Source organism: Tidjanibacter massiliensis (assembly GCF_900104605.1).
Classification (GTDB): domain Bacteria; phylum Bacteroidota; class Bacteroidia; order Bacteroidales; family Rikenellaceae; genus Tidjanibacter; species Tidjanibacter inops.
On record NZ_LT629960.1, the window covers coordinates 500,777 to 526,749 of the forward strand.

At 43.2% G+C, this 25,973-nt stretch carries 19 protein-coding genes and 4 pseudogenes; 11 read left to right on the top strand and 12 right to left on the bottom strand.

Annotated elements, in window-relative coordinates; all coding sequences use genetic code 11:
* The first annotated feature begins 200 nt into the window (after positions 1-200).
* The 9 genes and pseudogenes from BQ5361_RS03085 to BQ5361_RS10790 all read left to right on the top strand — a co-directional run bounded on the left by BQ5361_RS03085 (position 201) and on the right by BQ5361_RS10790 (position 13,833).
* The gene (locus tag BQ5361_RS03085) at positions 201-1,235 is read left to right on the top strand and encodes a ComEC/Rec2 family competence protein (RefSeq protein ID WP_161940418.1); all 1,035 of its coding nucleotides are present in this window, start codon (positions 201-203) and stop codon (positions 1,233-1,235) included.
* Positions 1,213-5,793 carry a hypothetical protein gene (locus tag BQ5361_RS03090; protein WP_161940419.1) on the top strand — a complete coding sequence of 1,527 codons (4,581 nt, stop codon included), beginning with the start codon at positions 1,213-1,215 and terminating at the stop codon, positions 5,791-5,793. Before BQ5361_RS03085 ends, BQ5361_RS03090 begins: the two co-directional genes overlap by 23 nt.
* Before the next feature lie 473 nt (positions 5,794-6,266).
* On the top strand, positions 6,267-6,509 hold the full coding sequence (locus BQ5361_RS10280; protein WP_074021961.1) for a helix-turn-helix transcriptional regulator: 243 nt from the start codon (positions 6,267-6,269) through the stop codon (positions 6,507-6,509).
* Positions 6,493-9,320: pseudogene (locus tag BQ5361_RS03095) on the top strand (type I restriction endonuclease subunit R, EcoR124 family). The gene BQ5361_RS10280 and the pseudogene BQ5361_RS03095 overlap by 17 nt, the downstream one beginning before the upstream one ends.
* Before the next feature lie 4 nt (positions 9,321-9,324).
* Positions 9,325-10,026: a GIY-YIG nuclease family protein gene (locus BQ5361_RS03100; RefSeq protein ID WP_071424917.1), complete on the top strand. Its 702-nt coding sequence runs from the start codon at positions 9,325-9,327 to the stop codon at positions 10,024-10,026.
* An 8-nt stretch (positions 10,027-10,034) separates the two neighbouring features.
* Positions 10,035-11,588 carry a type I restriction-modification system subunit M gene (locus tag BQ5361_RS03105; RefSeq protein ID WP_071424918.1) on the top strand — a complete coding sequence of 518 codons (1,554 nt, stop codon included), beginning with the start codon at positions 10,035-10,037 and terminating at the stop codon, positions 11,586-11,588.
* 11 nt (positions 11,589-11,599) lie between these two features.
* The gene (locus BQ5361_RS03110; protein ID WP_035474648.1) at positions 11,600-12,637 is read left to right on the top strand and encodes a virulence RhuM family protein; all 1,038 of its coding nucleotides are present in this window, start codon (positions 11,600-11,602) and stop codon (positions 12,635-12,637) included.
* 5 nt (positions 12,638-12,642) lie between these two features.
* A complete protein-coding gene (locus BQ5361_RS10785; RefSeq protein ID WP_257587921.1) occupies positions 12,643-13,155 on the top strand; it encodes a restriction endonuclease subunit S in 513 nt (170 codons plus the stop codon).
* Positions 13,156-13,206: 51 nt separating this feature from the next.
* Positions 13,207-13,833 carry a restriction endonuclease subunit S gene (locus BQ5361_RS10790; RefSeq protein WP_257587922.1) on the top strand — a complete coding sequence of 209 codons (627 nt, stop codon included), beginning with the start codon at positions 13,207-13,209 and terminating at the stop codon, positions 13,831-13,833.
* Here the strand turns inward: BQ5361_RS10790 and BQ5361_RS10500 are convergent.
* The 4 genes from BQ5361_RS10500 to BQ5361_RS03120 form a co-directional block, all read right to left on the bottom strand.
* A complete protein-coding gene (locus BQ5361_RS10500) occupies positions 13,828-14,436 on the bottom strand; it encodes a DUF7255 family protein (protein WP_074021962.1) in 609 nt (202 codons plus the stop codon). The genes BQ5361_RS10790 and BQ5361_RS10500 overlap by 6 nt on opposite strands.
* A gap of 139 nt (positions 14,437-14,575) precedes the next feature.
* Entirely contained in the window at positions 14,576-14,869 is a 294-nt protein-coding gene (locus tag BQ5361_RS10505; protein WP_143047481.1) for a restriction endonuclease subunit S, read from the bottom strand.
* A 32-nt stretch (positions 14,870-14,901) separates the two neighbouring features.
* A complete protein-coding gene (locus BQ5361_RS10795) occupies positions 14,902-15,174 on the bottom strand; it encodes a hypothetical protein (RefSeq protein WP_257587923.1) in 273 nt (90 codons plus the stop codon).
* A gap of 51 nt (positions 15,175-15,225) precedes the next feature.
* Positions 15,226-15,636: a restriction endonuclease subunit S gene (locus tag BQ5361_RS03120; RefSeq protein WP_257587924.1), complete on the bottom strand. Its 411-nt coding sequence runs from the start codon at positions 15,634-15,636 to the stop codon at positions 15,226-15,228.
* A 38-nt stretch (positions 15,637-15,674) separates the two neighbouring features.
* Between BQ5361_RS03120 and BQ5361_RS03125 the strand changes: the two are divergent.
* Positions 15,675-16,601, top strand: a pseudogene (locus tag BQ5361_RS03125) (tyrosine-type recombinase/integrase).
* Between the two features lie 174 nt (positions 16,602-16,775).
* On the top strand, positions 16,776-17,612 hold the full coding sequence (locus BQ5361_RS10290; RefSeq protein WP_074021963.1) for a restriction endonuclease: 837 nt from the start codon (positions 16,776-16,778) through the stop codon (positions 17,610-17,612).
* Here the strand turns inward: BQ5361_RS10290 and BQ5361_RS03135 are convergent.
* The 8 genes and pseudogenes from BQ5361_RS03135 to BQ5361_RS03170 form a co-directional block, all read right to left on the bottom strand.
* A pseudogene (locus tag BQ5361_RS03135) lies at positions 17,608-17,766 on the bottom strand (AAA family ATPase); the annotation flags it as partial. The gene BQ5361_RS10290 and the pseudogene BQ5361_RS03135 overlap by 5 nt on opposite strands.
* A 4-nt stretch (positions 17,767-17,770) precedes the next feature.
* Positions 17,771-18,145 carry a helix-turn-helix domain-containing protein gene (locus tag BQ5361_RS03140; RefSeq protein ID WP_035474323.1) on the bottom strand — a complete coding sequence of 125 codons (375 nt, stop codon included), beginning with the start codon at positions 18,143-18,145 and terminating at the stop codon, positions 17,771-17,773.
* A gap of 63 nt (positions 18,146-18,208) precedes the next feature.
* Positions 18,209-19,015, bottom strand: coding sequence for a hypothetical protein (locus tag BQ5361_RS03145; protein WP_035474325.1), 807 nt, complete (start codon positions 19,013-19,015; stop codon positions 18,209-18,211).
* 168 nt (positions 19,016-19,183) lie between these two features.
* Entirely contained in the window at positions 19,184-20,302 is a 1,119-nt protein-coding gene (locus BQ5361_RS03150) for a tyrosine-type recombinase/integrase (RefSeq protein ID WP_074021964.1), read from the bottom strand.
* A 119-nt stretch (positions 20,303-20,421) separates the two neighbouring features.
* Positions 20,422-21,297, bottom strand: a pseudogene (locus BQ5361_RS03155) (helix-turn-helix domain-containing protein).
* A gap of 270 nt (positions 21,298-21,567) precedes the next feature.
* Entirely contained in the window at positions 21,568-22,959 is a 1,392-nt protein-coding gene (gene mnmE / locus BQ5361_RS03160; protein WP_035474329.1) for a tRNA uridine-5-carboxymethylaminomethyl(34) synthesis GTPase MnmE, read from the bottom strand.
* A gap of 2 nt (positions 22,960-22,961) precedes the next feature.
* Complete coding sequence (locus tag BQ5361_RS03165) at positions 22,962-24,314, bottom strand: lytic transglycosylase domain-containing protein (RefSeq protein WP_022063904.1); 1,353 nt, start codon at positions 24,312-24,314, stop codon at positions 22,962-22,964.
* Positions 24,315-24,398: 84 nt separating this feature from the next.
* A complete protein-coding gene (locus tag BQ5361_RS03170; RefSeq protein WP_052131140.1) occupies positions 24,399-25,970 on the bottom strand; it encodes a DUF5683 domain-containing protein in 1,572 nt (523 codons plus the stop codon).
* Positions 25,971-25,973 lie beyond the last annotated feature (3 nt).

Sequence of the window (25,973 nt, forward strand, 5' to 3'; positions counted from 1 at the left end):
TACGGCTGAACAAGTTAGTGCCAAACAAGCAAAAGAACATGCGAAACGGAATTTGAGATGTATCGTATTATACAAGACGGCCTACTCCAAAGTGACTTTGATAAATAATACATAAACTATCTTTCTTTTGAAGAAAAAAATCAAACGAAAAGTATATGAATTAAGGAACTACAAGGATTTGAATACGAAAACTTTTTGTTATGTTATCTGTAAAATATATTCCTATGCAATATTATGATACCATTATCATCCGTTTTACGGGTGAAGATGGCAGTGTGCATAATATATTTGTGGATGGTGGTAATATTATTTCACGAAAGTTCTGCTATACCGATAGTCTTAAGAAGGAACTTGAACACTTATTCGGAGAGGGGGAGTCGATAGACTTGTGGATAATAACACATATTGACAATGACCATATAGGAGGGCTTTATAATTTTATCAACGACACAGAATTCTTTGAAACTCACCATGAACGGTTAAAAGAGATTTGGATGAACTATGGTGGTAAAGGAGACTATGAAGTACAACGCACAGGAATAATAGGCTATCATGGCGGAAAAGAATTACGTGATTTACTTAAAGAAAAGCATGTAAACGTTAGGCAGGATATATTTGCAGGACATACTTCAATTTTATCTGAAGCCACAATAACCGTGGTTGCACCAGACGAGAACGCGATGAAACGCTATAAAGAATGGTGGAATAACAGAGAATTTAGAGATACCATACAAACAGCAGATGGACATATTAAAGGTGTAGAATGGGACTATAACAAGAAATTCAAGGACTTCGATCTGATGCAGTACGAGGAAGACAATGAAGTAAAAAATAATAGTAGTATTGCTTTTGTATTAAGCTATCATGGTTATAACCTTCTGTTTTCTGCTGATTCATGTTCTTCTCTTTTGTCTGATGGCTTGAAGAATACAAATATGTTGAAGGATGGGAACTTTAAGTTTGACCTTATGCATATTCCCCATCATGGTAGCTGTAGGAATAGCTCATTCATGTTCTTGAAAGATATAATCTGTCCCAAATATGTTATCTCTGGCAATGGTGCTAATAGATATCATCTACCTGACAAAGAAACTATAGCTAGATTGAATGCCGCAAACCCGATGGGGTGTGAATTGCATTTCACCCAGATGAACTTAAAACTAAAGGAGATTTTTGCAAACGATGATTGTGGGAATCTAAACGTTGTTTATGATGCCAACTTCACTTTTGAGTAACATGAATAAGAACTACGATTTTACAGTTAAGCTTAAAGCTAACGACACAGGTAGTGCTGTGTTGATCAAACATAATGAGTGTTATTATCTGCTTACAGCGGCTCACGTGTGCGATAAATATCCAGAGAAAAAAGCCGTTGTTATTACAGATATTGATGGCAAAGAAAATGAAGTCATCCCTACAGAAATGGCAATTTCGCCAACCGAGGAATTTGACATTTGTGTAATGAAGCTTCCTGAGGATATTGCCATGACGATAGCTGCCAATGTGAAGTGTGCTACGTTTGAAGGTTCTGGTTATCCGTGTGAAATAGATGGTTTTCCGTCAAATGCAATCGATTATAAACTTAGGATAGAAAACAAATGTTATATTTCAAAAGAGAGCGAGGTGGGAAATGGACTCTATGTTAAGCTTAACGAGGAGCGAAAAGATGGAATGGAGATGCAGTATATGGAAAGCGGCTTCTCCGGCTCTGGCGTATTTGTTGATTCCAATGGTGAAAAATACCTCGTTGGCATTATTCATAAGGTTGAAGAAGAGAGGAACCTATTTATTGGTTGGAAATTGCAGAAAATTAATGAGGTCATTAAAGGTAAAGGTTGGTCTGAGATACCTGTAATCCCGATTGAACTGTGTCAACAGATTATCAATCAATACAATAAACTGATTGATAACACTGAGTCTGTTCTTAAACGCATCAAAAATAAGATTGTTGGAACAATACAGCTGCCCCGTCAAGAATATAAAGATAAGATAAATTCTTCTTTAGAAACAGGCAATATCGTTATCATTACCGGTGAAGCTGGCATAGGTAAATCAGCACTTGCCAAAGAAGTGTTAGCAAATAATAAATATCACTCTGTGGCAGTGTTGGGTGATGACCTTGATGAATCAAAAGAATCAGACATACTGGCAAATTGGAATATAACAAGCAGGCTTCCTGAGCTTTTCAAATCCCCCATATGGGGAGATGGAGGTAAAGTGTTACTCGTGGAAAGTGCTGAACGAATGCTGAATGGTAATACTGATACAGCAGTATTATTCATAGAGAATCTTCTGAACGAGAGCCATGAAGTAAAAATAGTCTTCACAATTCGAAAAAATTCTCTTGACCAATTTAGGTTGTGCCTGGCATGTAATGGGATTATTGTCACAGATAACTATGTTATAGATATAGGTCTTCTTAGTGATGACGAATTGATGGAAGTGGAAAGGGATATTCCTCAAATTCAACCATACTGTTCAACAGATAAGACCCGACATATCCTAAGAAACCCATTCTATCTGAATACTGCTTGTTCCATTGCAACTATAGCAAATGCAGGCACTTTGAAAGAAAGTGAATTCAAAGATAGACTTTGCCGACAAATTGTATCAGGAAAGAAGCCTGAAGAGGCCAGTCAGCGCATAAAAGTTCTTATTGATGTGGCAAGAAGAACGTCCCATATAGGTATGAATTTAGTGAAATGTGAGATGACGGATGCTGTAAAGTCACTTGTTGATGATGATATTCTTGTTGGACAGCCAGCGCAAGGCCTATTGCGCCCCGGACATGATATATTAACTGATTGGGGCTTGTATTGCTATATTGATAATAATTATCGTGAGGTTGAAACAGGTGAAATAAGTCTTGCACAGTTCTATCAGAACATAGATTCGAACATTGCTTCAAGAAACATGTTTCGCCAGTATATTGAGACACATATCTCTGAGGAAGATCGAAATCTTGATGCTTTTATTAGAGAGAGTCTTTCGCTCCGCTTGGATGATGTGTTCTATGATGCCTTGTTCTATGCTATCCTTATTTCTGATAAGGGAGCATCATTCCTTGCTTCAATAAAAGACCTCCTTTTAAAAGACAATAATTTGCTTTTAGGGAGATTGTCGGTCGCATTATCGTATATGTTCCGAAAAGTGGACTGGAGTGCTAAAGAGTTTTTTGAGAGTCATAGAATGATTGAAGAAGAATCAAAATTAAGAAATTCTGTTTTTATGCTCCCTTCAGGGAAGGGATGGTACACCTTTGTTACATTCCTATATAAGAACAGAGATGCCTTCAACGCATATAGAAGCAATTTGATACCATTGTTACTGCAATGCGAACTTGTCAGTTTTTCTGAAAAGGATGCGCCCAACCTAAAAAGATATGTCTTTTCTATATTAGCAGATGATGTAAATCAGACTCTTGCTGATGATAGAATACATGAGAAACCTGATAAGGAAGTAATACGCCTTCTTTTCAAGTGGATGAATGAGAATCCAGAACTGATTAAGATATGGGCCGAAAAGACGCTAGAGCCTGATTCTTATAAGTACGATGTTATTAAAGAGATTCTCCTGCTCAGTGAAGGTGCAGAAGCACTGGACTTTATATATACATATCCCGATATATATAAAGATTTAATCAGGCAGGAATGGCTTGATAATGAAGGAATCGTACATGGTTACTATCCTATGATTCATCAATCCAGCGGATTGACAACTTCTTACAAATGTTTCTTCTATTCTCACCATGTAGATGCAATCGAATTCCTCTGTGAAATTCTTAACTATGATATAGAGAAGTCCAAACGCGGGCATGCACAGGAATTAGAGAAAATAAAAGTTGTAGTAAATGGTAAAGAAATTACTCTCTTTGGCAATGACTCTCTTTGGCGTGAGTACAGAGGACGCAATTACCAGTCACATGTGAGAGAAAGCCTTTTGATGACATTTGAGAAGTGGATGATGGACTCCATCAAAAACAATAATGATGGTGCTAAATATGCTCTTTCTACGGAGACTCTTTTGACTGTATTTGATATTGTTTACAGAAAGTGTTACAATGTATGTGCTTGGGGAGTATTGGCCAGTGTCGCTACAAGATTTCCGATATTTGTCGGCATGAAAGCCATGCCTATCTATAGTTGTAGAGATTTCATATTATGGGATAAAACCAGATTAAGCACTGAACTGATGCAGCCCATGATAAGTCCCCTTGCATCCAAGAATGTTCAGAAAGATGTGTCTGATAGTTATCGGTTACCGCATAGAAAACAGGATCTGGAAGGCATAATCCTGAGAATGTCCATAACTGAGGGATTTGCTGACGAGTTTAGAAAACTTGTCAAGCATCTAAAGGAAACGGCCACTACTTATTTGGAGAAAGTATCTGCCAATCGTATGGATATAGCTCAGTATGAAATTATAGGCAAGACGGACAAGGGGCTCATTTTACAAGGGAGTCCTTCCGAGGATATAAAAGAGGAGGCAGCTCAAAACGAGGTGTTTAGTAACCAATTCAATAAGATACTATTGACGGGTAACCTATCAAGAACACGCTACGATGAGGATTCTGAACAAGTTATTGATGAGTGGCGTGAAGCATATTGCTTACATAAAGACCAAGGTGGTGTGTTTGAAGCAAAGGGACTGATTGCAGCGTTGGGTGTAAAGAAACATTGGGAAAATCTGAACGAAGAAGAACGGGCATGGTGCTATGAAGTCATTATTCAAGAGACATCTCGATTCTCGGAATCTGGAATGTTTCAGTCGTACACGGAGTATAGCTCTGATGGGCTTGTATATTTGCTTGACCGTCTGCCTGATGATGAGCAATTGTTGCAAATAGTATGGGGATTGATTGATGCTATAGATGATAATGATTCTTTGTTTACTCGTTTTGAGAACTCCTTCAAGTCGTTGTTATGGCCTAACCATAAAAAATTAGCAGAGAAGATTATTTTGCAGTACATTCACAATACTGAAAATAAACGAGACGATATTGATAAATTTGCGCATGTTTGCAAACTGATTCCTACAGATATAGAGGATACTATTATAGATGAGATGGTGTTTATCTATTGTAAACAATTCATGGATGCTTTGACGGATAATAAACCTGATCGATACGTCATGAGAATGCCAAATACGCGATTAGAGGAATTTTGTGCCACATATATGGTTGCGATGCCCCAAAAGAGACGTAAGTTTATAGAAGAAATATGGTTATCATCAAGTCTTCAACGGAATAGATATCATTATGACAGGCGTGAGAGTCCGATAGGATCAGTGTTCAATCACTATTGCTATATTGCCATTTCAGCGAATAAAACTCATTTCTGGCAGTTGTGGGAGATTATGTTTGAGTGGTATAAGAAAAATAATGCTAAGGAAATCCTTCCTTCGCTTATGCTTAATTTTGATGTTATGAGGCCCAGTTTGCTTGAAGATTGGGAAATCGTTAATGGCGCGAATGAACATATTTATAAGCTTTTGGATATACTACCTCAAGAGGGCGTTTCTTTCCTACCATGGCTTGTTTGCAAGATTGGTTTTAGGTGGCTTATGCCTGATTGCTTAAGACATATAGATAAAGCAATTCTTCGTCAGTCATCAAGCGATCGGCATTCGATGATACGATGGCAAAATGCCGTGGAGGATTTATATGATGATGCTAAGACAAGGGATGCCATTCGTAGAGATTATGCTTTAAGAGCAGCTTATGTGGAAGTTCTAAATGGTTTGATATCCAACGGTTCTGCTGTCGCATATCTGATTAGGGATTATTACATATAGAGTATTGACACAAGATGACGCTGGATGACGCATACTTGTGAAGTAAAAATTTTTATAGAGTCGAATCATTGCGACCTTACATAATAAAAGGGAGATAAGAGGAATTAGTATGCTTGTTTCATGACCCTTATCGCACATCGACATAGTCGAGCATGTCACTTACAAAATCAACGTCCGGTTTCATGTATTAGTAATGATGTCGGGGCATATTGAAGGGTATGGTATATCGAAAATAAGGACAAGGGTAAAATCCATTGAAAAAGAATAAATAGTGAAGTGTAATGTTCATAGTATTATATTCATAGTTGTACACATAGTTCTATTTTTAGTGTAAAATAATGTTCTATGTACTTTAGAATTAAAAGTTCAACTGCTATGATATAATTAAGATACATTTGGGAAAAGTCCTCTATTTATGTGCCTTATTACAATCAAATTTTGTACTTTTGCATCAAACTATAAGTTTTTTCTGTATGAAGCAACTAAATAGAATAAAGGTAGTACTTGTTGAGCAAAGCAGGACGGCAAAATGGCTGTCTGAACAGATTGGTAAGAATACCTGTTCTGTGTCCCGTTGGTGTACAAACACATCCCAGCCGGATCTTGAAACATTGTTTCGCATCGCTGAAGTCTTGAATGTTGGATGTGAGGGAGTTCTTCATATAGAAAAGCGAACTAATCCAGATAATCTTCAAGAATATGGCAATACAAAGTGAAGCGGCATTAGAAGCTGGGCTAATTGCAACACTTCAGCAAATGGACTATGAATATGTCCAGATTGCGGAGGAGAAAAATCTTCAAGCCAATTTCAAACAGCAGTTGGAGATACATAACCGTAAGCGGCTGGCAGAGCACGGTCGCACCGAGTTTACGGAAGAGGAATTTGACAAGATACTCATCTACCTTGAAGGAGGCACACGTTTTGAGAAGGCAAAGAAACTCCGAGAATTTTATCCGCTTGATACAGCTGATGGCAAACGCATCTGGGTGGAGTTTCTTGATTGTCAGCAATGGTGCCAAAATGAATTTCAGGTGTCCAACCAAATCACAGTGGAAGGACGAAAGAAATGCCGCTACGATGTGACCATTCTTATAAATGGTCTGCCATTGGTGCAGATTGAGTTGAAACGCCGTGGCGTGGAACTCAAACAGGCATACAATCAGATACAGCGTTACCACAAGACATCTTTTCATGGTCTGTTTGACTATATTCAACTGTTCGTTATCTCCAACGGTGTAAAACCCGCTACTTTGCCAACAATCCGAACAGCGGTTACAAGTTTACATTCAACTGGACGGATGCCGCCAATCATCCGTTCAATGAACTGAATATGTTTGCCTCGTTCTTTCTGGAGAAATGCACTCTCGGAAAAATCATCGGCAAATACATTGTGCTTCACGAGGGCGACAAATGTCTGATGGTGCTTCGTCCGTATCAGTTCTATGCCGTGGAGAAGATATTGGACAAGGTAAAGAACTCCAATGACAACGGTTATATATGGCATACCACCGGAGCAGGAAAGACATTGACTTCATTCAAGGCCGCACAACTCGTTTCCGAACTGGATGATGTGGACAAGGTGATGTTTGTTGTAGACCGACACGACCTCGACACGCAGACCCAATTTGAGTATGAAGCATTTGAGCCGGGAGCTGTGGACGGTACGGACAATACGGACGAACTGGTAAAAAGGTTGCAGAGCAACTCCAAAATAATCATCACCACTATCCAGAAACTCAATGCAGCAGTCAGCAAGACATGGTATAGTAATCGGATAGAGAACATACGACACTCCCGTATCGTTATGATTTTTGACGAGTGCCACAGAAGCCATTGCGGGGAAAGTCACAAGAAGATAATGAAATTTTTCGACAACGCCCAGGTATGCGGCTTCACGGGTACACCTATCTTTACAGAGAATGCCGTTGACGGGCATACTACCAAAGAGATATTCGGCAACTGCCTGCACCAGTATCTTATCAAGGATGCCATTGTCGATGAAAATGTGCTGGGTTTCCTCGTGGAGTATTATCATGGAAACGGAGAAGTGAGAAATGACGATACTCTCCGCATGGAGGAAATAGCCAAATTCATCCTCAATAATTTCAATAAGTCAACCTTTGACGGTGAGTTTGATGCACTGTTTGCCGTGCAGTCCGTACCGATGCTTATCAGTTACTATAAGATTTTCAAGTCTCTCAAGCCGGATATCCGTATCGGAGCTGTATTTACTTATGCCGCCAACAGCAGTCAGGACGATGAACAGACCGGGATGAATACGGGGCAATTTGCAAATCAAAGCACTGGTGAGGCGGACGAGCTGCAAGCCATCATGGATGATTATAATGAAATGTTCGGCACAGCGTTCACAACCGAGAATTTCCGTGCCTATTACGATGACATCAACCTGCGCATGAAAAAGAAACGGGCAGACATGAAACCGCTTGACCTCTGCCTTGTCGTGGGTATGTTCCTTACAGGCTTTGACAGCAAGAAACTCAATACACTCTATGTTGACAAGAACCTTGAGTATCATGGACTGTTGCAAGCGTTCAGCCGAACCAACCGTGTCTTGAATGAAAAAAAGCGTTTCGGCAAGATTATATGCTTCCGTAATTTGAAAAATAATGTCGATACGGCCATAAAATTGTTCAGCAACTCCGATAACCCGGAGGATATTGTCCGTCCTCCGTTTGAGGAAGTGAAACGGCAATACCGGCAGTTGGCAACGGACTTCTTGCAGAAATACCCGGAACCAGGCAGCATTGACCTGTTACAGAGCGAAAAGGACAAGAAAGACTTTGTGCTGGCTTTCCGTGAAATCATCCGTAAGCACGCAGAGATTCAGATATACGAAGACTACAGCGATGAAGCAGATGACCTCGGCATGACCGAACAGCAATTCAACGATTATAAGAGCAAGTACCTCGACATTACTGTCGGATTTATTGAGCCTCCAGTCACACCTTCAGTCGTTGCGGAAGATCCTGTTCCATACGGGAATAACCAGGGATTAGACGATATTGATTTCTGCCTTGAACTTCTGCACAGCGACATCATCAATGTTGCTTACATCCTTGAATTGATTGCCAACCTTGATCCTTACAGCAACGATTATCCTGAGCATCGTAAGAACATTATTGATACGATGATTAAGGATGCCGAAATGCGTAGCAAGGCAAAGCTCATTGACGGCTTCATCCAAAAGAATGTGGACGAAGACAAAGAGAATTTCATGATACAGCGGCAAAAGGCAGACGGCACAAGTGAACTGGAAGAACGCCTTAACCGCTATATATCGACCGAACGTGAAAAGGCTGTGAACTCTTTGGCACAAGACGAAGGACTTTCTTCGGAAGTGCTCGACCATTATCTGAAAGAGTATGACTACCTTCAGAAAGAGCAGCCGGAAATCATACAACAGGCACTCAAGGAGAAACACCTCGGACTGATTAAGACCCGAAAGGCTCTTACGAGAATTATGGATAGGTTGGGGAACATAATAAGAACATTTAGTTGGGACTAAGAATATGGATAAGATAAAAGAACCGGGATATGTATATATCTTGACCAATCCAAGTTTTCGTGAGGATTGGGTAAAGATTGGTAAAAGTTCACGTCCAGTTGATGTGCGATCAAAGGAACTCGACAATACCGCCGTGCCTTTGCCATTTGAGATATATGCAACCATTAAGACTGTAAAGTACAATGAGGTTGAGAAACATGTCCATAAAACCATAGACCGTCTGACCGATTTACGCATCAGGCAAAACAGGGAATTTTTCAATGTCGCGCCGCAAATTGCGCTGGATATATTTTATGACATTGCCAAGATGATCGAGGATGCCGTTGTCACTGTTTATAAAGACAACAAGCCTGTTACAAATAATGAAAAGCCGGACGAGCATGTTGATGATCATAAGCGCATAGTCAGGCGAGGCCGCTTTAAGTTCAGCATGGTGGGCATCAAAATAGGGGAATGCATAACTTTTATGCCTACAAATACAGAGGTAAAAGTTGCCAGTGACGATTCCATTGAATACGAAGGCCGTATTTACAAGCTTTCTCCTTTTGTCGGCACTTTCATGCCTGAAGACAAGAGAAATACATCCGGAGCTTATCAAGGTGCAAAATACTTTTCGTATAAAGGGAAAGTGTTGGATGATTTGCGTAGCGCAATAGAGAATGAAGAAACGGCGTCAGCAGAAATCGATATTGATAACATAGAATAGAAAATTATATGAGCGAAGAATTGCAACAGAAACTCCGTGATCAGCTTTGGGAAGTAGCCAATAAGTTGCGCGGCAATATGTCGGCCAGTGATTTCATGTATTTCACTTTGGGTTTCATCTTCTACAAATACCTTTCGGAAAAGATAGAGGCATACGCCAACAATGCCTTGGTGGATGATGAAGTGTCATTTAAGGATTTGTGGAACATGGAAGATGAAGATGCCGTCGAACTACAAGAGGAACTGAAAAAGCAATGCTTGGAGGGTGTCGGCTACTTCATTGAACCGACCTACCTTTTCTCATCGGTGATAGACCGGATAAAGAAGAAAGAGAACATATTGCCCATCCTTGAACGCTCGTTGAAGCGCATCGAGGATAGCACATTGGGGCATGACAGTGAGGAAGATTTTGGAGGCCTGTTCTCTGATATTGACCTTGCATCACCGAAATTGGGTAAGACGGCAGATGACAAGAATACGCTCGTCAGCAATGTGCTATTGGCATTGGACGACATAAAGTTTGGTGTCGAAGCCTCGAATGAAATAGATATTCTTGGCGATGCCTACGAGTATATGATAGGGCAGTTTGCTGCTGGGGCCGGAAAGAAAGCTGGGGAGTTCTACACTCCGCAGGAAGTCAGTCAGATATTGGCCGAGATTGTTTTTATTGGGCACACAAGGCTTCGCAATGTATATGACCCGACTTGCGGTAGCGGTTCGTTGCTTCTTCGTGCAGCAAAAGTAGGTCATGCCGTTGATATTTACGGACAGGAAAAGAATCCGACCACATATAACCTTGCCCGAATGAACATGCTGCTGCACGGTATCAAGTTCAGCAACTTCAAGATTGAGAACGGCGACACATTGGAATGGGATGCTTTGGGCGATACGCAGTTTGATGCGGTGGTGGCAAATCCTCCGTTCTCCGCCGAATGGAGTGCTGCCGACAAGTTCAACAACGATGACCGTTTCAGCAAGGCCGGACGGCTTGCACCAAAGAAAACAGCCGATTATGCCTTTATTCTCCACATGATTTACCACTTGAACGAGGGTGGTACGATGGCTTGCGTAGCTCCGCATGGGGTGCTGTTCCGTGGAAATGCAGAGGGTGTAATCCGCCGTTTTCTCATAGAGAAGAAGAATTACATTGATGCCATCATCGGCTTGCCAGCCAACATCTTCTACGGTACAAGCATACCGACTTGCATCCTTGTGTTGAAGAAGTGCCGCAAGGAGGATGATAACATTCTATTCATTGACGCAAGCAAGGAGTTTGAGAAAGTCAAGACGCAAAACAAGCTCCGTCCGCAACATATCCAAAAGATTGTGGAAACTTATCGTGACCGCAAGGAAATAGAGAAGTACAGCCATCTTGCCACGCTGCAAGAGGTGGCAGACAACGACTTTAACCTGAATATTCCTCGTTACGTTGACACCTTTGAGGAGGAAGAACCGATTGATATCAAGGCAGTAATGGCGGAAATCAAAGAATTGGAGGCCAAACGTGCCGAGCTTGACGAGGAGATAGATGTGTATTTGAAAGAGTTGGGACTGGTTGAATAAAATTGGGTACAATGGCAAAGCGGTTTGAAATAAGAAACAGTACGGTAGAGTTCCTGATATTTATACTTGAAGGCAAAGAGGATGGGATTCAAGTGATGTATAAGGACGAAACGATTTGGGCTACGCAAAAAGCAATGGCTCAATTATTCGATTGTTCTAGTGATAATATTGGCCTTCATTTGAAAAATATATTCGCATCAGGAGAACTTGTCAAAGATTCAGTTACCGAGAAAAACTCGGCAACTGCTTCTGACGGAAAAAACTATCAGACTATGTTCTATAACCTTGATGCCATTATATCTGTCGGTTATAGGGTCAACTCCGTCCGGGCGACGCAATTCCGCCAATGGGCAACATATGTGCTTCGTCAGTTTGCTATCCGGGGCTATGTGATAGACAAAAAGCGAATGGAAAACGGATCATTCATTGGCGAGGACTATTTTGAACATTTGCTTGCCGAAATCAGGGAGATAAGACTGAGTGAACGCCGTTTTTATCAGAAACTTACCGATATTTATGCCACTGCAATTGACTATAACCGTAATGCTCCGACCACAAAATTGTTCTTTAAGAAAGTCCAGAACAAAATGCACTATGCCGTACATGGTCAGACTGCCGCAGAGTTGATAGTGAATAGAGCCAATGCTGAAAAAGAACATATGGGGCTGACTACATGGGAGAATGCCCCTGACGGGAAAATTGTAAAGACTGATGTAAGCATTGCAAAAAACTATCTGAAAGGTGTAGAACTGGAAGATATGGGACGCTTAGTCAATGCCGTGTTGGATATGGCTGAACGAATGGCAAAGCGTCATATTCCTATGACGATGGAAGACTGGGCAAAACGTATAGACATCATTCTTGAAGCAGGTGGCGATGCGGTTCTTCCAGACGCAGGCAAGGTTACGGCTGAGTTTGCTAAAAAATATGCAGAAACTGAATTTGAGAAATACCGTGTCATTCAAGACCGCTTGTTTAGCTCGGATTTCGACCGCTTTAATGATGGTGACAACTTGTTGCCGATTGAAATTGATCCTGATAATGAATAGTGATTATGGCAGATAATAAAGATAAGAAAGCCCTTAAATCTTCGATTGAACGAGAGCAGAATGAATCTATTTGCTCTGCCGAGTGTGAGGAGATAAAAGGTTCAAAGAACCTTAATGTTCCGGTTTTGAGATTTCCGGAGTTCAGTAGAGAGTGGAAAAGGCACAAACTATCAGAGATTTGTTCATTCTATTCAGGAGGTACTCCTTCTTCTTCAAAAAAGGAATTCTACAATGGGAATATTCCATTTATACGTTCTGGAGAATTACATAAGGACAAAACAGAATTGTTCATAACAGAAGATGGCTTAAATAATTCCGCTGCAAAATTGGTGGAAACAGGCGACTTGTTATTAGCTTTATATGGAGCTACAAGTGGGGATATTGCTATAAGTAAAATCAAAGGAGCTATAAATCAAGCAATACTTTGTATTAGGACTAAACAAAACAAGAAATTTATAGAATCTGTTTGGAATAAGCATGTTGAAAGATTACTCCAAACATATTTGCAAGGAGGTTAAGGTAACTTATCCGCTGACATCGTAAAGAACATTCCATTCTATTTTGCGGACTTGGAAGAACAGGATAAATTAGCAAACTTCATTTCTTTGCTGGACGAGCGCATTTCTACTCAGAACAAAATCATTGAGAAACTTGAAACCTTAATTAAGGGGATTATAAAAACTCTTATTTCATCGCAAAAACCTAATACAGTTATAACAAGCTGCCTTGAATGCAATTCATCCATATTGCAAGAAATCCAAGTTACAGAATATGGTGCTTTCCCTGTTTATGGAGCAACAGGCATAACAGGCTATACAGAAGCAGCAGATGTAAATGGTGAATCCATTTTGATAATTAAAGATGGTTCGGGGGTTGGTACGGTTAAGTATGTGACTGGAGAATACAGCTACATCGGAACTCTCAACCGCTTAACAGCAAAAGATGGTTATTGCTTAAAGTACATATATTTCGCCTTGCAAGAATTTAGTTTTGAGCCATATAAAACGGGAATGGCTATACCGCATATCTATTTTAAGGATTATGGTAAAGCTAAAATATTTTGTCCTAATCTTAAACTACAATTTGAAATTGCAAAAGAACTTTCTAATATCAATGACAAAATAGAAGTTGAAAAGCAAATATTACTTTGTTTGCATAAACAAAAATTGTATTTACTCTTACAAATGTTTTTATAAACAATTCACTCTGTTTTTTATATATTGCATAAGTTCAGCTTCTCGTTCTTGTTGAATTAAGGAAAGAATAGTTTGTGCATGATATATGTCATATATGGATATTCGTATTATAGGGGTATTTATTACAATTGAATATATATCTTTTACAAAATCATAAAAAGCTCGTTGTGTCCAACGTGAAGAACCAATATCGTCCAAAACTCCGCACGGTGAACTTATGCCATATTGCTTATCTGAGGAATTTGTATGCCAAAAATTGCCATAACTACGGCATTTATCCTCATGCTTTGTACAATATTGTTGATAATCAGCCACTATGAAATTACACCAATTTTTATATATTGGAGAACTTAATGTTTTTAAGCGATACCTATTGAAGTGATTTTCTTCATCAAACTCAATGATAAAATCTTTACAGTCTATATCATATTTACCTATATTCAAGGGGGCTTCGTCCAGTTTCCCTCCTAAAGCTCTATACATATCAGCTATAACACTATAGAAGTTTGCCTCTATAAATACTTTATCACTTGGCTTATTATGATTTCCTGAATTATATAATCCGAGACAAATTCTTTTCAAATAATCTTGTTTCTTGGGCATAAACTATTGTTTTTTAGTGCGAAATTACGAATAAACAATCATATAAATAGCTTTGACAACAAAAAAGAGCGTAAACCATTCAACAATCTTAGGTTTTGTTTTTCGCAATCAATTTTTTCTTGCATATGATTGAGTGTATTCACACTTTTTCTTGTTTTTCTATTGGCGGCAACAATAGTTTGAAATTTTTTATGTCTTTATAATGTAGATGAATTATAGTGCTTCCTTGTGCATATTTAGCTATACGATGTCTATAAACATAGTTTAGAATATAGCTGATATAAATAGCATTGTATTCTTTGTTTATATGAATACCGAACATATCACCACCTAACACAACATTGGCGACAATCAATGCTGTTGGAGTAATTAGTGAAACCGCATCTACTGTTGTAGAAGCAGGAAATAGTAACTCATCTCCCTTGCTATACACTTGATTATCTGACCTATTTGTTCTACTTTCTATTACATTAGCAACGCAATTATATGTGGTAAATAATTCTCCATATAAGATACATGGAGTTCCTCTTCGGCTAAATCTTCTTTTGATAATACGCCAACACTAAATGATTCCCCAAGTTTTGATATTTTAACAAATTGTTTATTAGGGCACTTTCTATGGTGAGTAACCACAATCCCCTTAATTAAGGTTTCAAGTTTCTCAATGATTTTGTTCTGAGTAGAAATGCGCTCGTCCAGCAAAGAAATGAAGTTTGCTAATTTATCCTGTTCTTCCAAGTCCGCAAAATAGAATGGAATGTTCTTTACGATGTCAGCGGATAAGTTACCTTAACCTCCTTGCAAATATGTTTGGAGTAATCTTTCAACATGCTTATTCCAAACAGATTCTATAAATTTCTTGTTTTGTTTAGTCCTAATACAAAGTATTGCTTGATTTATAGCTCCTTTGATTTTACTTATAGCAATATCCCCACTTGTAGCTCCATATAAAGCTAATAACAAGTCGCCTGTTTCCACCAATTTTGCAGCGGAATTATTTAAGCCATCTTCTGTTATGAACAATTCTGTTTTGTCCTTATGTAATTCTCCAGAACGTATAAATGGAATATTCCCATTGTAGAATTCCTTTTTTGAAGAAGAAGGAGTACCTCCTGAATAGAATGAACAAATCTCTGATAGTTTGTGCCTTTTCCACTCTCTACTGAACTCCGGAAATCTCAAAACCGGAACTAACCACACTATATTTCTCTAATTATAAGAACCAATTATTTGAAATTATGATTCATAAAACAGTTAGAGAAATTGCGGCGGCTTGGAAAGAGTACAAGCGGCCTTATGTGAAGCAGTCCACGATGGCGGCTTATGTGTTAATCTTGGAGAACCACGTTCTTCCTTATTTCGGGGATAGTGATTCACTCCACGAATAGGCGGTACAGGCTTTCGTCTTACAAAAGTTGGAAAACGGATTGAGCGTCAAAACCGTCAAGGACATTCTGATAGTCCTTAAAATGGTGATGAAGTTCGGAGTCAAAAATGAATGGATGACCTATTACGAATGGGATATAAAGTATCCAACGACCTCCACCAACAAAGAACTGGAAGTGCTGTCTGTCGCCAATCACAGAAAGATTCTGAATTACATCCAAAGTCATTTCACTTTTACTGGGCTTGGTATCTATATCAGCCTTAGTACCGGGCTACGCATCGGGGAAATATGTGCTTTGAAGTGGAGCGGCATCAATGTTACGGACGGCAGGATAACAGTCAGCCGCACGATTGAACGCATCTATATCATTGAGGGTGAGAAAAAGCATACGGAACTCGTCATCAACACCCCCAAAACAAAAAACTCCTGCCGTGAAATACCCATGAGCAAGGAGTTGCTTGCTATGATAAAGCCATTAAAAAAGGTGGTCAATGACGATTTCTATGTGCTTACCAATGACGAGTGTCCGACAGAACCCCGTACATATCGCAATTACTACAACAGCTTAATGGTGAAACTGGGTATACCCAAATTAAAATATCACGGTTTGCGTCACAGCTTCGCTACTCGTTGCATTGAAGCAGGGTGCGACTATAAAACTGTCAGCGTATTGTTGGGCCACTCCAATATTTCAACCACACTCAACCTTTATGTCCATCCCAATATGGAACAAAAGAAGCGTTGCATTACCAAAATGTTCAAATCATTGGGCAAATAAAGCCCTGTGTAAAGTGAAATGGTTTCAGAGATACTGAATTGACCGTTTATATTTGGAGTTCTTTCTTTGGATTGATAAATTCGCAGTTGTTACTGGTGGTCAGCCGCAGCCACTAATAACAACTGAACAAAATTGAACCTGAGACAATACCTAAGGTCTTAATAAGTCAAGAATATGAATAACTCCATAGAATACGAGCTTTTTACTCGGGAAATTTATCAACAACTTGTTGATGCAGATACTATTAAAGCCACAAAAGTACAGCATAATGTGAAGCTGGAGGGTAAATCTGGACAGAAACATCAAATAGATGTATATTGGGAATACGAGATTGCTGGAATTACACATAAGGTTGCGATTGAATGTAAAAATTACAGTAAACCTATTGCAATCAGTAAAGTAAGAGATTTTTATGGGGTACTTTCCGAGCTTAATAATGTAGCCGGAATTATGGTTACTAAAGCCGGATTTCAAGAAGGTGCGAAAAAATTTGCAAAACAATACGGTATCAGTTTAAAGGAACTTAGGAATCCTACAAGAGAAGAATGTATCATTGGAGAGTTAATAACCACAACTTCGGCAAATATCAGACATACATTGTTTCTCGTAGATGAGGAATGGGCAACAAATAATGGTTATGATTTTCAGGCATATCGACGAAGACTTGACATGTTTCATTGTACGGGTCGGTGGTCAAACAGCTCGCATATACCAATTGAACTGAATAATAAAAATATTTGTGACGCTTCAGATAAACCAATCTCATCTTTAGATGCATTAGAGAAGAAAATCCCATCAGATCATAATGGTATCGACGACATCACATTTACATTCGAAGACGCTTATGTTAATGCAAAATGGGGACTAACAAAAATAAAAGAAGTTCAATATTCATATGAGCATAAAACCCAAACTAGCACTATTCGTTTGGATGTATCTGGCTTTGTAGATGCGATTCTCAAAGATGCATTAAATGGAGAAATTCGGTTAATAAACAAACGACAGCTATAAAGATACTAAAATTTTCCAGAGTCCCGATGATGGAATCATCCACCATCAGCACGGAAGCGGACTGCTCGTATGTCCCGGTAACACTGATGACCGATTCATCTATGTAGGCTTTCAGTTCCTCCGGGGTAGGAATATTGCTGTTCGTCTTTTCCATATTCCTACAGCTCTCTTGGTTTTGCCTTGTGCCTTGTCGCAGCAAGCATCTGCTCGTGTTCTTCCTCGATGCTCAAAGGCACCTGGCCTTTCCTTCCACTCTCCAGCCATTTGTCCAGTTCGTCACGATAGACAAACAGATGTTTGCCTTGCTTGATGGTGGGAATGCCTCCGTGCTTGGCTTTGTAGTAGAAGGATGATTTGGATATTCCGAGATAGCTGCACACTTCCTCCACGGTCATGGGGACATGCAGGTTTTCTTTGACCGGAGCCTGTTTTGCAAGATTGTCTTTCAAAACATTCTCAAGGCTCTCAATCTTTTCACACAGCCTGCCTACCATTTCGGGCAGGTCATTGAATGTAAGGTTTTCTTTCAGCATGACTAAACGATTTAATTGTTTGACATGCCGCAAACCAATATAATGATGTTATGCAGATTGTAATCAGCAGGAACTAATTTTCCCGTCAGCAGAATTTCTTATGCAGTCAAACCGGTAGTCCCCGTTTTCAGGAACATCGATCTTGATTTTGCTCGTAACAGAGTCCCTGAGATTCTTGGAAAGATATTCGATTGTCGCACCTTCCAGTTCATGCGGGAATATCTCCTTTATGAACTTTGCCCTGTCGATTAGCGGAATATCAAGCCGCTCTCCGATATTCCATGCAAAATGCCTTAGTGCCGGAGACTTGATGTGATTGTCTTCTCTGGAACGGATTGGTTTGTATAGTTCCGGTTGTCCGTAAGCCAGAGCTTCGATGTTCTCATGAAGCGTTTCAAGGGCCTCTTTGGTAAGGAACTCAGCCATTATGTATGTGGTGTAGTCGTGTATGGCGCTGACTATTGCAGTCCGTCTTTCCTTTTTCGCACACTCCAGTTCTTCCATGCGTGTTTCATATTTTTCAAGATATGAGAGTTTCTGCACCACTGCACTGGTTGTATTGTCTGTTTGCGGAAGTGCATTCGGAGTATCGGCATTTATGCCGGAGGCAACGGTATCTGTCTTGGGAGAAACTCTACAGCCAAAAGAAAAATCAATACCGCTTTTTGCAAGTAATGGGTAGAACAGGCGTTGGAGAACGGCGCAGGAGAGGATTGCAACAACGATCCCGATTACAACAGGAGCGGAGTAGCCAATCGGACCAATCTGATGATTCTTATACAATATTGTGGCAACTGTCGCGAAAATGATGCACGCTAATGCGAGGACAAGGCTTGCTTTCTTGATGGTGGGTTTGTGATTATCTGCCATAGACTGTTGTTATTTGATATTTCAGTGTGGCAAAAATAGATGCACGGTTGCAGACAGTCGCAAATAATGACAAAAAATCAGTATGGAATTAAGAAAAAATATGGTTAGAATATGATTTTCAGCGAAAAATCATATTCTAACCGATAAAACTGGCACGAATCCGCCGTATCAGCCCTTCCTTGTCAATGTGATTCTGGTAGTGGCTTCACGTTTGTTGCTGTCCACGACTTTCATATAGCGTTGCGTGGTAGTAATGCACTTATGCGCCATCATACTCTGAATGGTACGGATATCTGTCCCTGCAGCAGCTTGCAGGGTGGCGAATGTTCTGCGATATGAATGGAAAGTGATGTCTTTCGTGATTCCAGCAGAACGGATCCATTCTTTCATGGGATGCTGCGTCCAGCTCCGTTTCAGGCCTTTGAACACAAGACCTGTCTTTTCAGGGCTGTAGCCTATCAGTCTCAATGCTTCATCGCTGATTGGGATGATGATGTCCTCTGTCTTGGTCTTTTGCGTGATGGTGTGGACGCATTTCCCTCCAGCTGCAAAGTCAACGATTTCCTCCCAGCAAAGGGAAAGTACATCGCTGAGCCGCAGACTGGTCAGGCACGAAAAGAGGGAAGCAGTTTTAAGAACAGGTATCTTGCATGGTGTCTCGGCCAGCCTGTATAATTCTTCGACAGACAGATAGTCCTTTACCACATCTTCCGTTTCTATCTTGTCCAGAAAGTCATTGACATTTGTCTTTATCATGCGCTTGCGGTAAAGGATATTCAGGTATCCTCTGAATGTGGACCAATAACCCGCAGCGGAGTTTCTTGAGACCGGTCTGTTTCGCTTTAGCTGCCTTGCGTTAAGCAGGTATTCACGGAACTTGTTGCAGAGGTCGACATCAATTTCCTCGAAAGTGCATTTGCCATGAACGAAGTTGTAGAAGTGCTGATATACAAATGCCCATTTCTGGTCGTGTTTGGGAAGTTGCTTGCGGTAATATTCCAGAAAATCGGCTTTGAACCTGCGCTTGTCAAAGAAATCATATCGTTCATTGACAATGGCCTCGAAGCGGCGGCACCGGATGGCTTCCGCCTTTTCCGACATGGCGGCGTTGAAGTCTCGTTCCCGTTGGTTCTTCGGATTGGCATAGATATAAATGTTCAACCCCTCATGACGGATGGTCTTCATCGTTTCTTGGTCACGGTAGCCCGGATAATAATCAAGGTAGAAAGACAGCATACCTTTCTTTAAAGGACGTGTCCTTAGTGTAACTGTTTTGCATTCTGATATAATGATGAATATTAAATGGTTATAACTGACTTTTGCTGCGAAAATCTTTAATGATGTTGTGCAGACCGTAATCAGCAGGAAATAATTTCCAGATAATTACAGTCGGTTGCATTTAGCCGCTAACGGGCACCCATGATGTGGTCGAATTCCACTTTTAGGAAGCGCACGAACCGTCCTTTCTTCTCCCGTTTGATTTCGTGGAATTACAGGATGCCGTAAACTGAATCCCGTGTAAGGTTATATTTCTTCATGGCTTCCTGCACGGTGTAGTATTCCGATGAATCCTCTTCGGCGGTCTGTTTGGACAGGTCAAAATGAAGTTTAGAGTAGAATATCTGTCCATGCTCTTTCTTCGAAGGTATGTTGTTGCGATAGACTTGTGAGCGGATGGCGACACGTGTCATGCCGTATTTCTTCTCAATTTCCTCGGGAGTGTACCATTCCGTCAGGGCATCATCTGTCCTATACTTGGCAAATACCGCATCAATGTGTTTCTTGCTGTAATAGTTGAACTGACGAATCTTGACCTTTGGGACATCATGCTCTCTGGTGTATGTCCATACCCATTTGGTGTTTACCTTGTACTTTTCTGCTATCTGCTCGGCAGTATAATATTCGGTAATGCCAATATCATCTTTGGGCTTGATGCTTTTGTATGGTTTGGTTTTCAGCATTAGTTCTATATCAGCACGGCGGATGAGTGATTTCTTGCCGCTGATGCGGGAAGCCCGAAGTTTATTTTCTTTGACCAACTTATAAATGTACTGACGAGTAACACCCATAAGTTTGGCCGCTTGTGCAAACGAAAAGAAGTCTTGCCCTTCGGATGCCTGTTTGGGTTGTAGCAGTTCCTGCATTTTCTTCAATTCACGCTTGCGTTCCCGGATGCGTTCTTTGTAACCGAGATTGGAGCACTGATGACTGCAATAGCAAGTCGTTGTTTTCTTGGCGATGAATGGTTTTCCACACCATTGGCAAATCTTTCTTACTTCCATATTTTTCTAATTTATTTTGAGGTTCTATCTCTTTATTTCTCCACAAATCTGTCAATACACGTAAACCATTGTCAACACACGTCAACTACTGCGTCAGTGTGACATCGGGGTCAAACCTCGATTTGTTTCGTGGTAGAAATACGGTAGAAAAATAGGATGGACAACTGCCTCCGACTGCTATCAGCCAGATTTTGAACAAATAAAAAAGCCACTGATTTACAGCGGCTTCGTTATAGTTGGTTCTAATTCGTTGCAGTCAGTTATGCGCACTCACTTTCCGACGCAAAATTTTGAGAAAATTTCGCCGAGGAGGTCGGAGGTGGTGATTTCGCCGGTGATGGTGCCGAGAGCGTCGAGGCTGCGGCGGAGGTCGGCGGCTATCAGGTCGGTCGGGAGGTCGGAGTCGAGTCCGCGGCGGGTGTCGTCAAGTGCTTCTGCCGCCGTGCGGAGTGCCTCGTAATGGCGGGTGTTGGATACGATGGAGGCGCCGTTGTACAGACCTTCCGTGTCGATGCAGCCGGTGAGAAACCTTTTGACAGTGTCGATATGGTAGCCGTATTTGGCGGATATGCCGAATACGGGCCACGGATAAAGGGATTGAATCTGCGGGTCGGCAAAGGCGGACGGCTTTTCGGAGTCGCATTTGTTTACGACGATTGCAAGCCGTTGGCCGTCGTGAAGTCCGATGGCGTCGATTGCGGCTCTCATGCTTGTCGAGCCGAATTCCTTCGGTTCCGTTATGTACAGGATGATACGAGCTTCGGACAGGACTTTGTAGGTACGTTCGATACCCATTCGTTCCAGCACATCGTTGCTTTCACGGATACCGGCCGTATCGATGAAGCGGAAACCGATTCCATCCAGCGAGATGTTTTCGGTTATGATGTCCCGGGTGGTACCGGCTATGTCCGATACCAGGGCGCGTTCTTCGCCGAGCAAACGGTTGAGCAACGTCGATTTGCCTACGTTGGGACTGCCTGTTATCGCGACGGGGATACCTTCCCGAATGGCATTGCCGAGCAGGAAGGAGTCGGCCAGTTCCGTTATGTCATTCGTGGCCCGGTCGAGCAGTTCCCGCAGGGCGGTACGGTCGGCGAATGTGACATCTTCTTCCGAGAAATCGAGTTCCAGTTCGAGCAGTGAGGCCAGTTGCAGTAGTTCGCCGCGCAGGGCGGAGAGGGCGGCGGAGTAGTGGCCGCGCAGTTGGGTGGAGGCGAGCGCGTGGGAGGCCCGGTTTCCGGCGGCTATCATGTCGGCGACGGCTTCGGCCTGGGCGAGGTCGAGTTTGCCTGCGAGGAAAGCCCGTACGGTGAACTCTCCTGCCTCCGCCGTGCGGGCGCCGTATCTGTTCAACGTGCGCAGGATTTCGGCGATTATCCAGCGGGAGCCGTGGCAGGATATCTCCGCCATGTTTTCCCCCGTGTAGGAGGCGGGGGCGCGAAAGACCGTGACGAGGACTTCGTCGATGAAATTCCCTTCATTGTCCGCAAGATTGCCGTAATGTACCGTTCCTCCTCGTTGGTGCCGGAGCAGTTTTCCGGAGGGCGACGTAAAACATCTGTCGCATAGTTCGAGTGCGTCCGGACCGCTTATGCGTATGAGAGCCAGTGCCCCTCCGGGGGCGGTAGCCGGAGCCGCTATCGTATCGCCGTGTCGGAACATGGTTATCGGTATATCTCCAGTTTTTGGCCGATTCGAAGTTTGTGGGCGTTTTTCAGATTGTTCCATTTCATCAGTTGTGCGACGCTGACGTTGTGCCTTTTGGCAATACTGCTCAGCGTATCGCCCGATTTTACCCGGTAGGTAAAGGATTCGAGCGAGAATACCTTTTGAGACGGGTCTGTGCGCGACGGTTTGAGATACTGGGCCATGTAGACGGTATCTTTTGCGTTGATGCTCTCCTCGTTTTCGAGGAACCGCGCCACTTCGCCCAGCGGAAGTGTCAGGGAATAACTTTTTCCGACGGCCGGAATGATATCCATCTTATACTGCGGATTGAGCGAGCGCAGCACCTCTTTCGGAAGGTCGATGGTAGAGGTTATCTGGTCGAAGTGCATCGGGCGGCTTATCATGACGGTATCGGTCGCCAGCGGCATGGCGGTCGGGGCGGGAGCGATGTCGTGCTGGTAGGAGAAGGTGTAGGCATAGGTCGCTGCGATGAACGAGGGAACGTATCCGCGTGTTTCGGCAGGCAGATAGGGGTAGATGTCCCAAAAATCTTCGGCTTGGTCTCCGGCACGTTTAATCGCCTTGTTCACATTGCCTGGTCCGCAGTTGTAGGCTGCAAGTGCGAGCGTCCAGTCTTCGTAGATTCCGTACAAGTCTTTCAGATAGCGGCAGGCCGCTTTGGTCGAGAGTACCGGGTCGCGCCGTTGGTCTATGAATGAATTGACCTCCAGTCCGTACACTTTTCCCGTGGTGTACATGAACTGCCATAGGCCGGTAGCTCCGGCCCGCGAAATGGCGGTAGGGGAGAGGGCCGATTCGACGACGGGCAGCATGCGCAGTTCTATCGGCAGTCCGGCTCGGTCGAGCTCCTCCTCTATCATGGGGAAGTAGTATTGGGAACGTCCGAGGACATTTTCCATCAAAGTTTTGCGGGTGGTGTATGTGATGATGTACCGCTTCACGACTTCGTTATAGGGCATGTGTATCGGTGAGAGAATCATCCGCAGCCGGGCTTCGTAAACCGAGTCGGGAAGCTGCCGGCTGTCATCGCACGGTACGGATTCGATGTTGATGAATTCGTCGAAGAAGTCGTCGAACGCCGCACGCGCCCTCCGCTCTTTCAAGGCGACCACCAGCGAGTCGTAGGGTTGTGAATAGGCATCGGGAAAACGGGGTGCCGTGCTTTCGCTGAGGAACTCCTCGATTGTCATTCCCTCGTCGCACTTTTCCGGTTGCGTTTCATCGGAATAGTAGATGGAGATGCTGTCGGCACGCAGCGGTTCGGAAGGCTGTTTCCCGAAAGGATGAATGGAGGCTGCAAGCAATGCGATGACCGTAAGGGTGTTCATTGTCTTCTGTTTCTGTTGGTTGTCTTAAAATCGGGAGGGCAGCGCCCACATAGCCGGAGCCGTCTCCTTTCTGTCGCCGTAGGGTTAAAATGTCAGGCTCAGCCCCAGTCCTACGGCATAATTGTAACCGCCCATGGCATAGAGCGGTTCTACGGTGGGCTGCAGGCGCCAGGCGAGGTCGCCGCTCACGTCGAAGTCCTTCATGTGGGCATCCACATGGGCATCCATGACGTTCAACAGGTAGAATGCGGCGGTTAGGATGATGGCCAGGTCTCTGTTTCTCCGATAGAGTTTCTTGTAGCTGCGCATCTGTTCCACCGTCATGCTCAACGAATTAGAACTCGGATTCCAGAATTCGCTGCTGTGGGAGTCGGGGTCGTCGTCGGTTTCGAGCCGGATGGCTGTATCGTACCGTTGGTATCCTCGGTTGTTCCAGTCTATTACATAAATGAAGGAGGCGAAACCGCCCACCACGAGCGGAACCTTCCAGAAACTGCCGTTGTAGACCTGTCCCGCTCCCGGACATATCATGGAGAGGGTAGTGGCGGTTTTGACGGGGTTCTGCTGTGCCGCGGGATAGTTGACGATGGCGTCGCCGAGGAAGTAGATATAGGAGGCTACCGCCGTACCGATGAGTACCTGTCGCCAGGTGTTGTGCTGTATCATTTTCGTCTGTACGGGGTCGAGGAGCAGGCGGTTGTCGCTGAAGTCGCTGCGGCTCATCAGGTAGTCGTACTCGTTCTTGTATCGTTTGTATTGCTGGTGTTGCTTGATGCCGAAGAAGAGCGCCGTCCCCGTCGTGGCGTACAGTACCGGTATTTTCCAGTAATCGCCGTTGTAAAGCTGTCCGAACCCCGGCGCTACCAGCGAAATGGCCGTCAGGGGGGCTATCTTGAGGGTATCCCGGAAAAGAGGACTGTGGCGGTAGAGCGTGGTATCGGCCCTTCTTTGCAGGCGTTCCATCTCACGGCGCTGACGTGCCGTGAGCGAAGCCAGGCTGTCGGTCATTGTCAGGGTGTCGGTGACCGACACCGTAAGCGAATCGGCACTGCCCGGCGGCAGTATGCCTGTAGCCAGCGAGTCGGCGGATTCCCGGACCACCGTCAGCAGCGAATCGGCGGATATGACGATTTCGGTATCCGCGTAGGTCGCGCTTTTTTTGCCGCCCGAAATCCGGTATGCGTTCTTACTCAGTTCCGGCAGGGCGAGCGGCGTGTTTTTAGCCTCTTTCCTCAGTTTGCGCCGTTCCCGCCGCGAAAGGGGCTCCTCACTCTGTTGGCTGTCCTCCGGGGCTTTGCTGTTGTAGGAGGGGGGCGTGGGGTCGTCGAGCATACGGGCCGCTTCGGACTCATATCCCGGCATCTGTTCGTTGAACGTGGGTTCCTGTCCGGGCCTCAGGTCTTCGCCGTCGATGACGTCCATCTGGTCCTGGGCAGGCAGCCGGTTGTCCAGGACCGCCTCCTCGCCCGGCTTGATGAACGGTTCGGTGATGTCGTGCTTGAGTGCCGGCACTTCCGAGTCGGGCAGGGCCGACTCGTCCTGCAACGGCGGACCGTCTTCACCGGGCTGCTGTCCGGCGCCGAATACCGCTGCCGGCAGCAAACAGAGAAGCGCCGACAGCAGGATTGTTCTGTACTTGTGCGGAAATGCGGTCATTCC

Excerpts from the sequence above, each read along its gene's own strand:
- BQ5361_RS03170 (WP_052131140.1), bottom strand. The coding sequence starts at position 25,970 with ATGACCGCATTTCCGCACAAGTACAGAACAATCCTGCTGTCGGCGCTT.
- BQ5361_RS10785 (WP_257587921.1), top strand. The coding sequence starts at position 12,643 with ATGGCAGATAATAAAGATAAGAAAGCCCTTAAATCTTCGATTGAACGA.
- BQ5361_RS03145 (WP_035474325.1), bottom strand. The coding sequence starts at position 19,015 with ATGGCAGATAATCACAAACCCACCATCAAGAAAGCAAGCCTTGTCCTC.
- BQ5361_RS03090 (WP_161940419.1), top strand. The coding sequence starts at position 1,213 with ATGCCAACTTCACTTTTGAGTAACATGAATAAGAACTACGATTTTACA.
- BQ5361_RS10290 (WP_074021963.1), top strand. The coding sequence starts at position 16,776 with ATGAATAACTCCATAGAATACGAGCTTTTTACTCGGGAAATTTATCAA.
- BQ5361_RS03165 (WP_022063904.1), bottom strand. The coding sequence starts at position 24,314 with ATGAACACCCTTACGGTCATCGCATTGCTTGCAGCCTCCATTCATCCT.
- BQ5361_RS10280 (WP_074021961.1), top strand. The coding sequence starts at position 6,267 with ATGAAGCAACTAAATAGAATAAAGGTAGTACTTGTTGAGCAAAGCAGG.
- BQ5361_RS03140 (WP_035474323.1), bottom strand. The coding sequence starts at position 18,145 with ATGCTGAAAGAAAACCTTACATTCAATGACCTGCCCGAAATGGTAGGC.
- mnmE (WP_035474329.1), bottom strand. The coding sequence starts at position 22,959 with ATGTTCCGACACGGCGATACGATAGCGGCTCCGGCTACCGCCCCCGGA.
- BQ5361_RS03110 (WP_035474648.1), top strand. The coding sequence starts at position 11,600 with ATGGCAAAGCGGTTTGAAATAAGAAACAGTACGGTAGAGTTCCTGATA.
- BQ5361_RS03100 (WP_071424917.1), top strand. The coding sequence starts at position 9,325 with ATGGATAAGATAAAAGAACCGGGATATGTATATATCTTGACCAATCCA.
- BQ5361_RS03085 (WP_161940418.1), top strand. The coding sequence starts at position 201 with ATGTTATCTGTAAAATATATTCCTATGCAATATTATGATACCATTATC.
- BQ5361_RS03105 (WP_071424918.1), top strand. The coding sequence starts at position 10,035 with ATGAGCGAAGAATTGCAACAGAAACTCCGTGATCAGCTTTGGGAAGTA.
- BQ5361_RS10500 (WP_074021962.1), bottom strand. The coding sequence starts at position 14,436 with ATGCCCAAGAAACAAGATTATTTGAAAAGAATTTGTCTCGGATTATAT.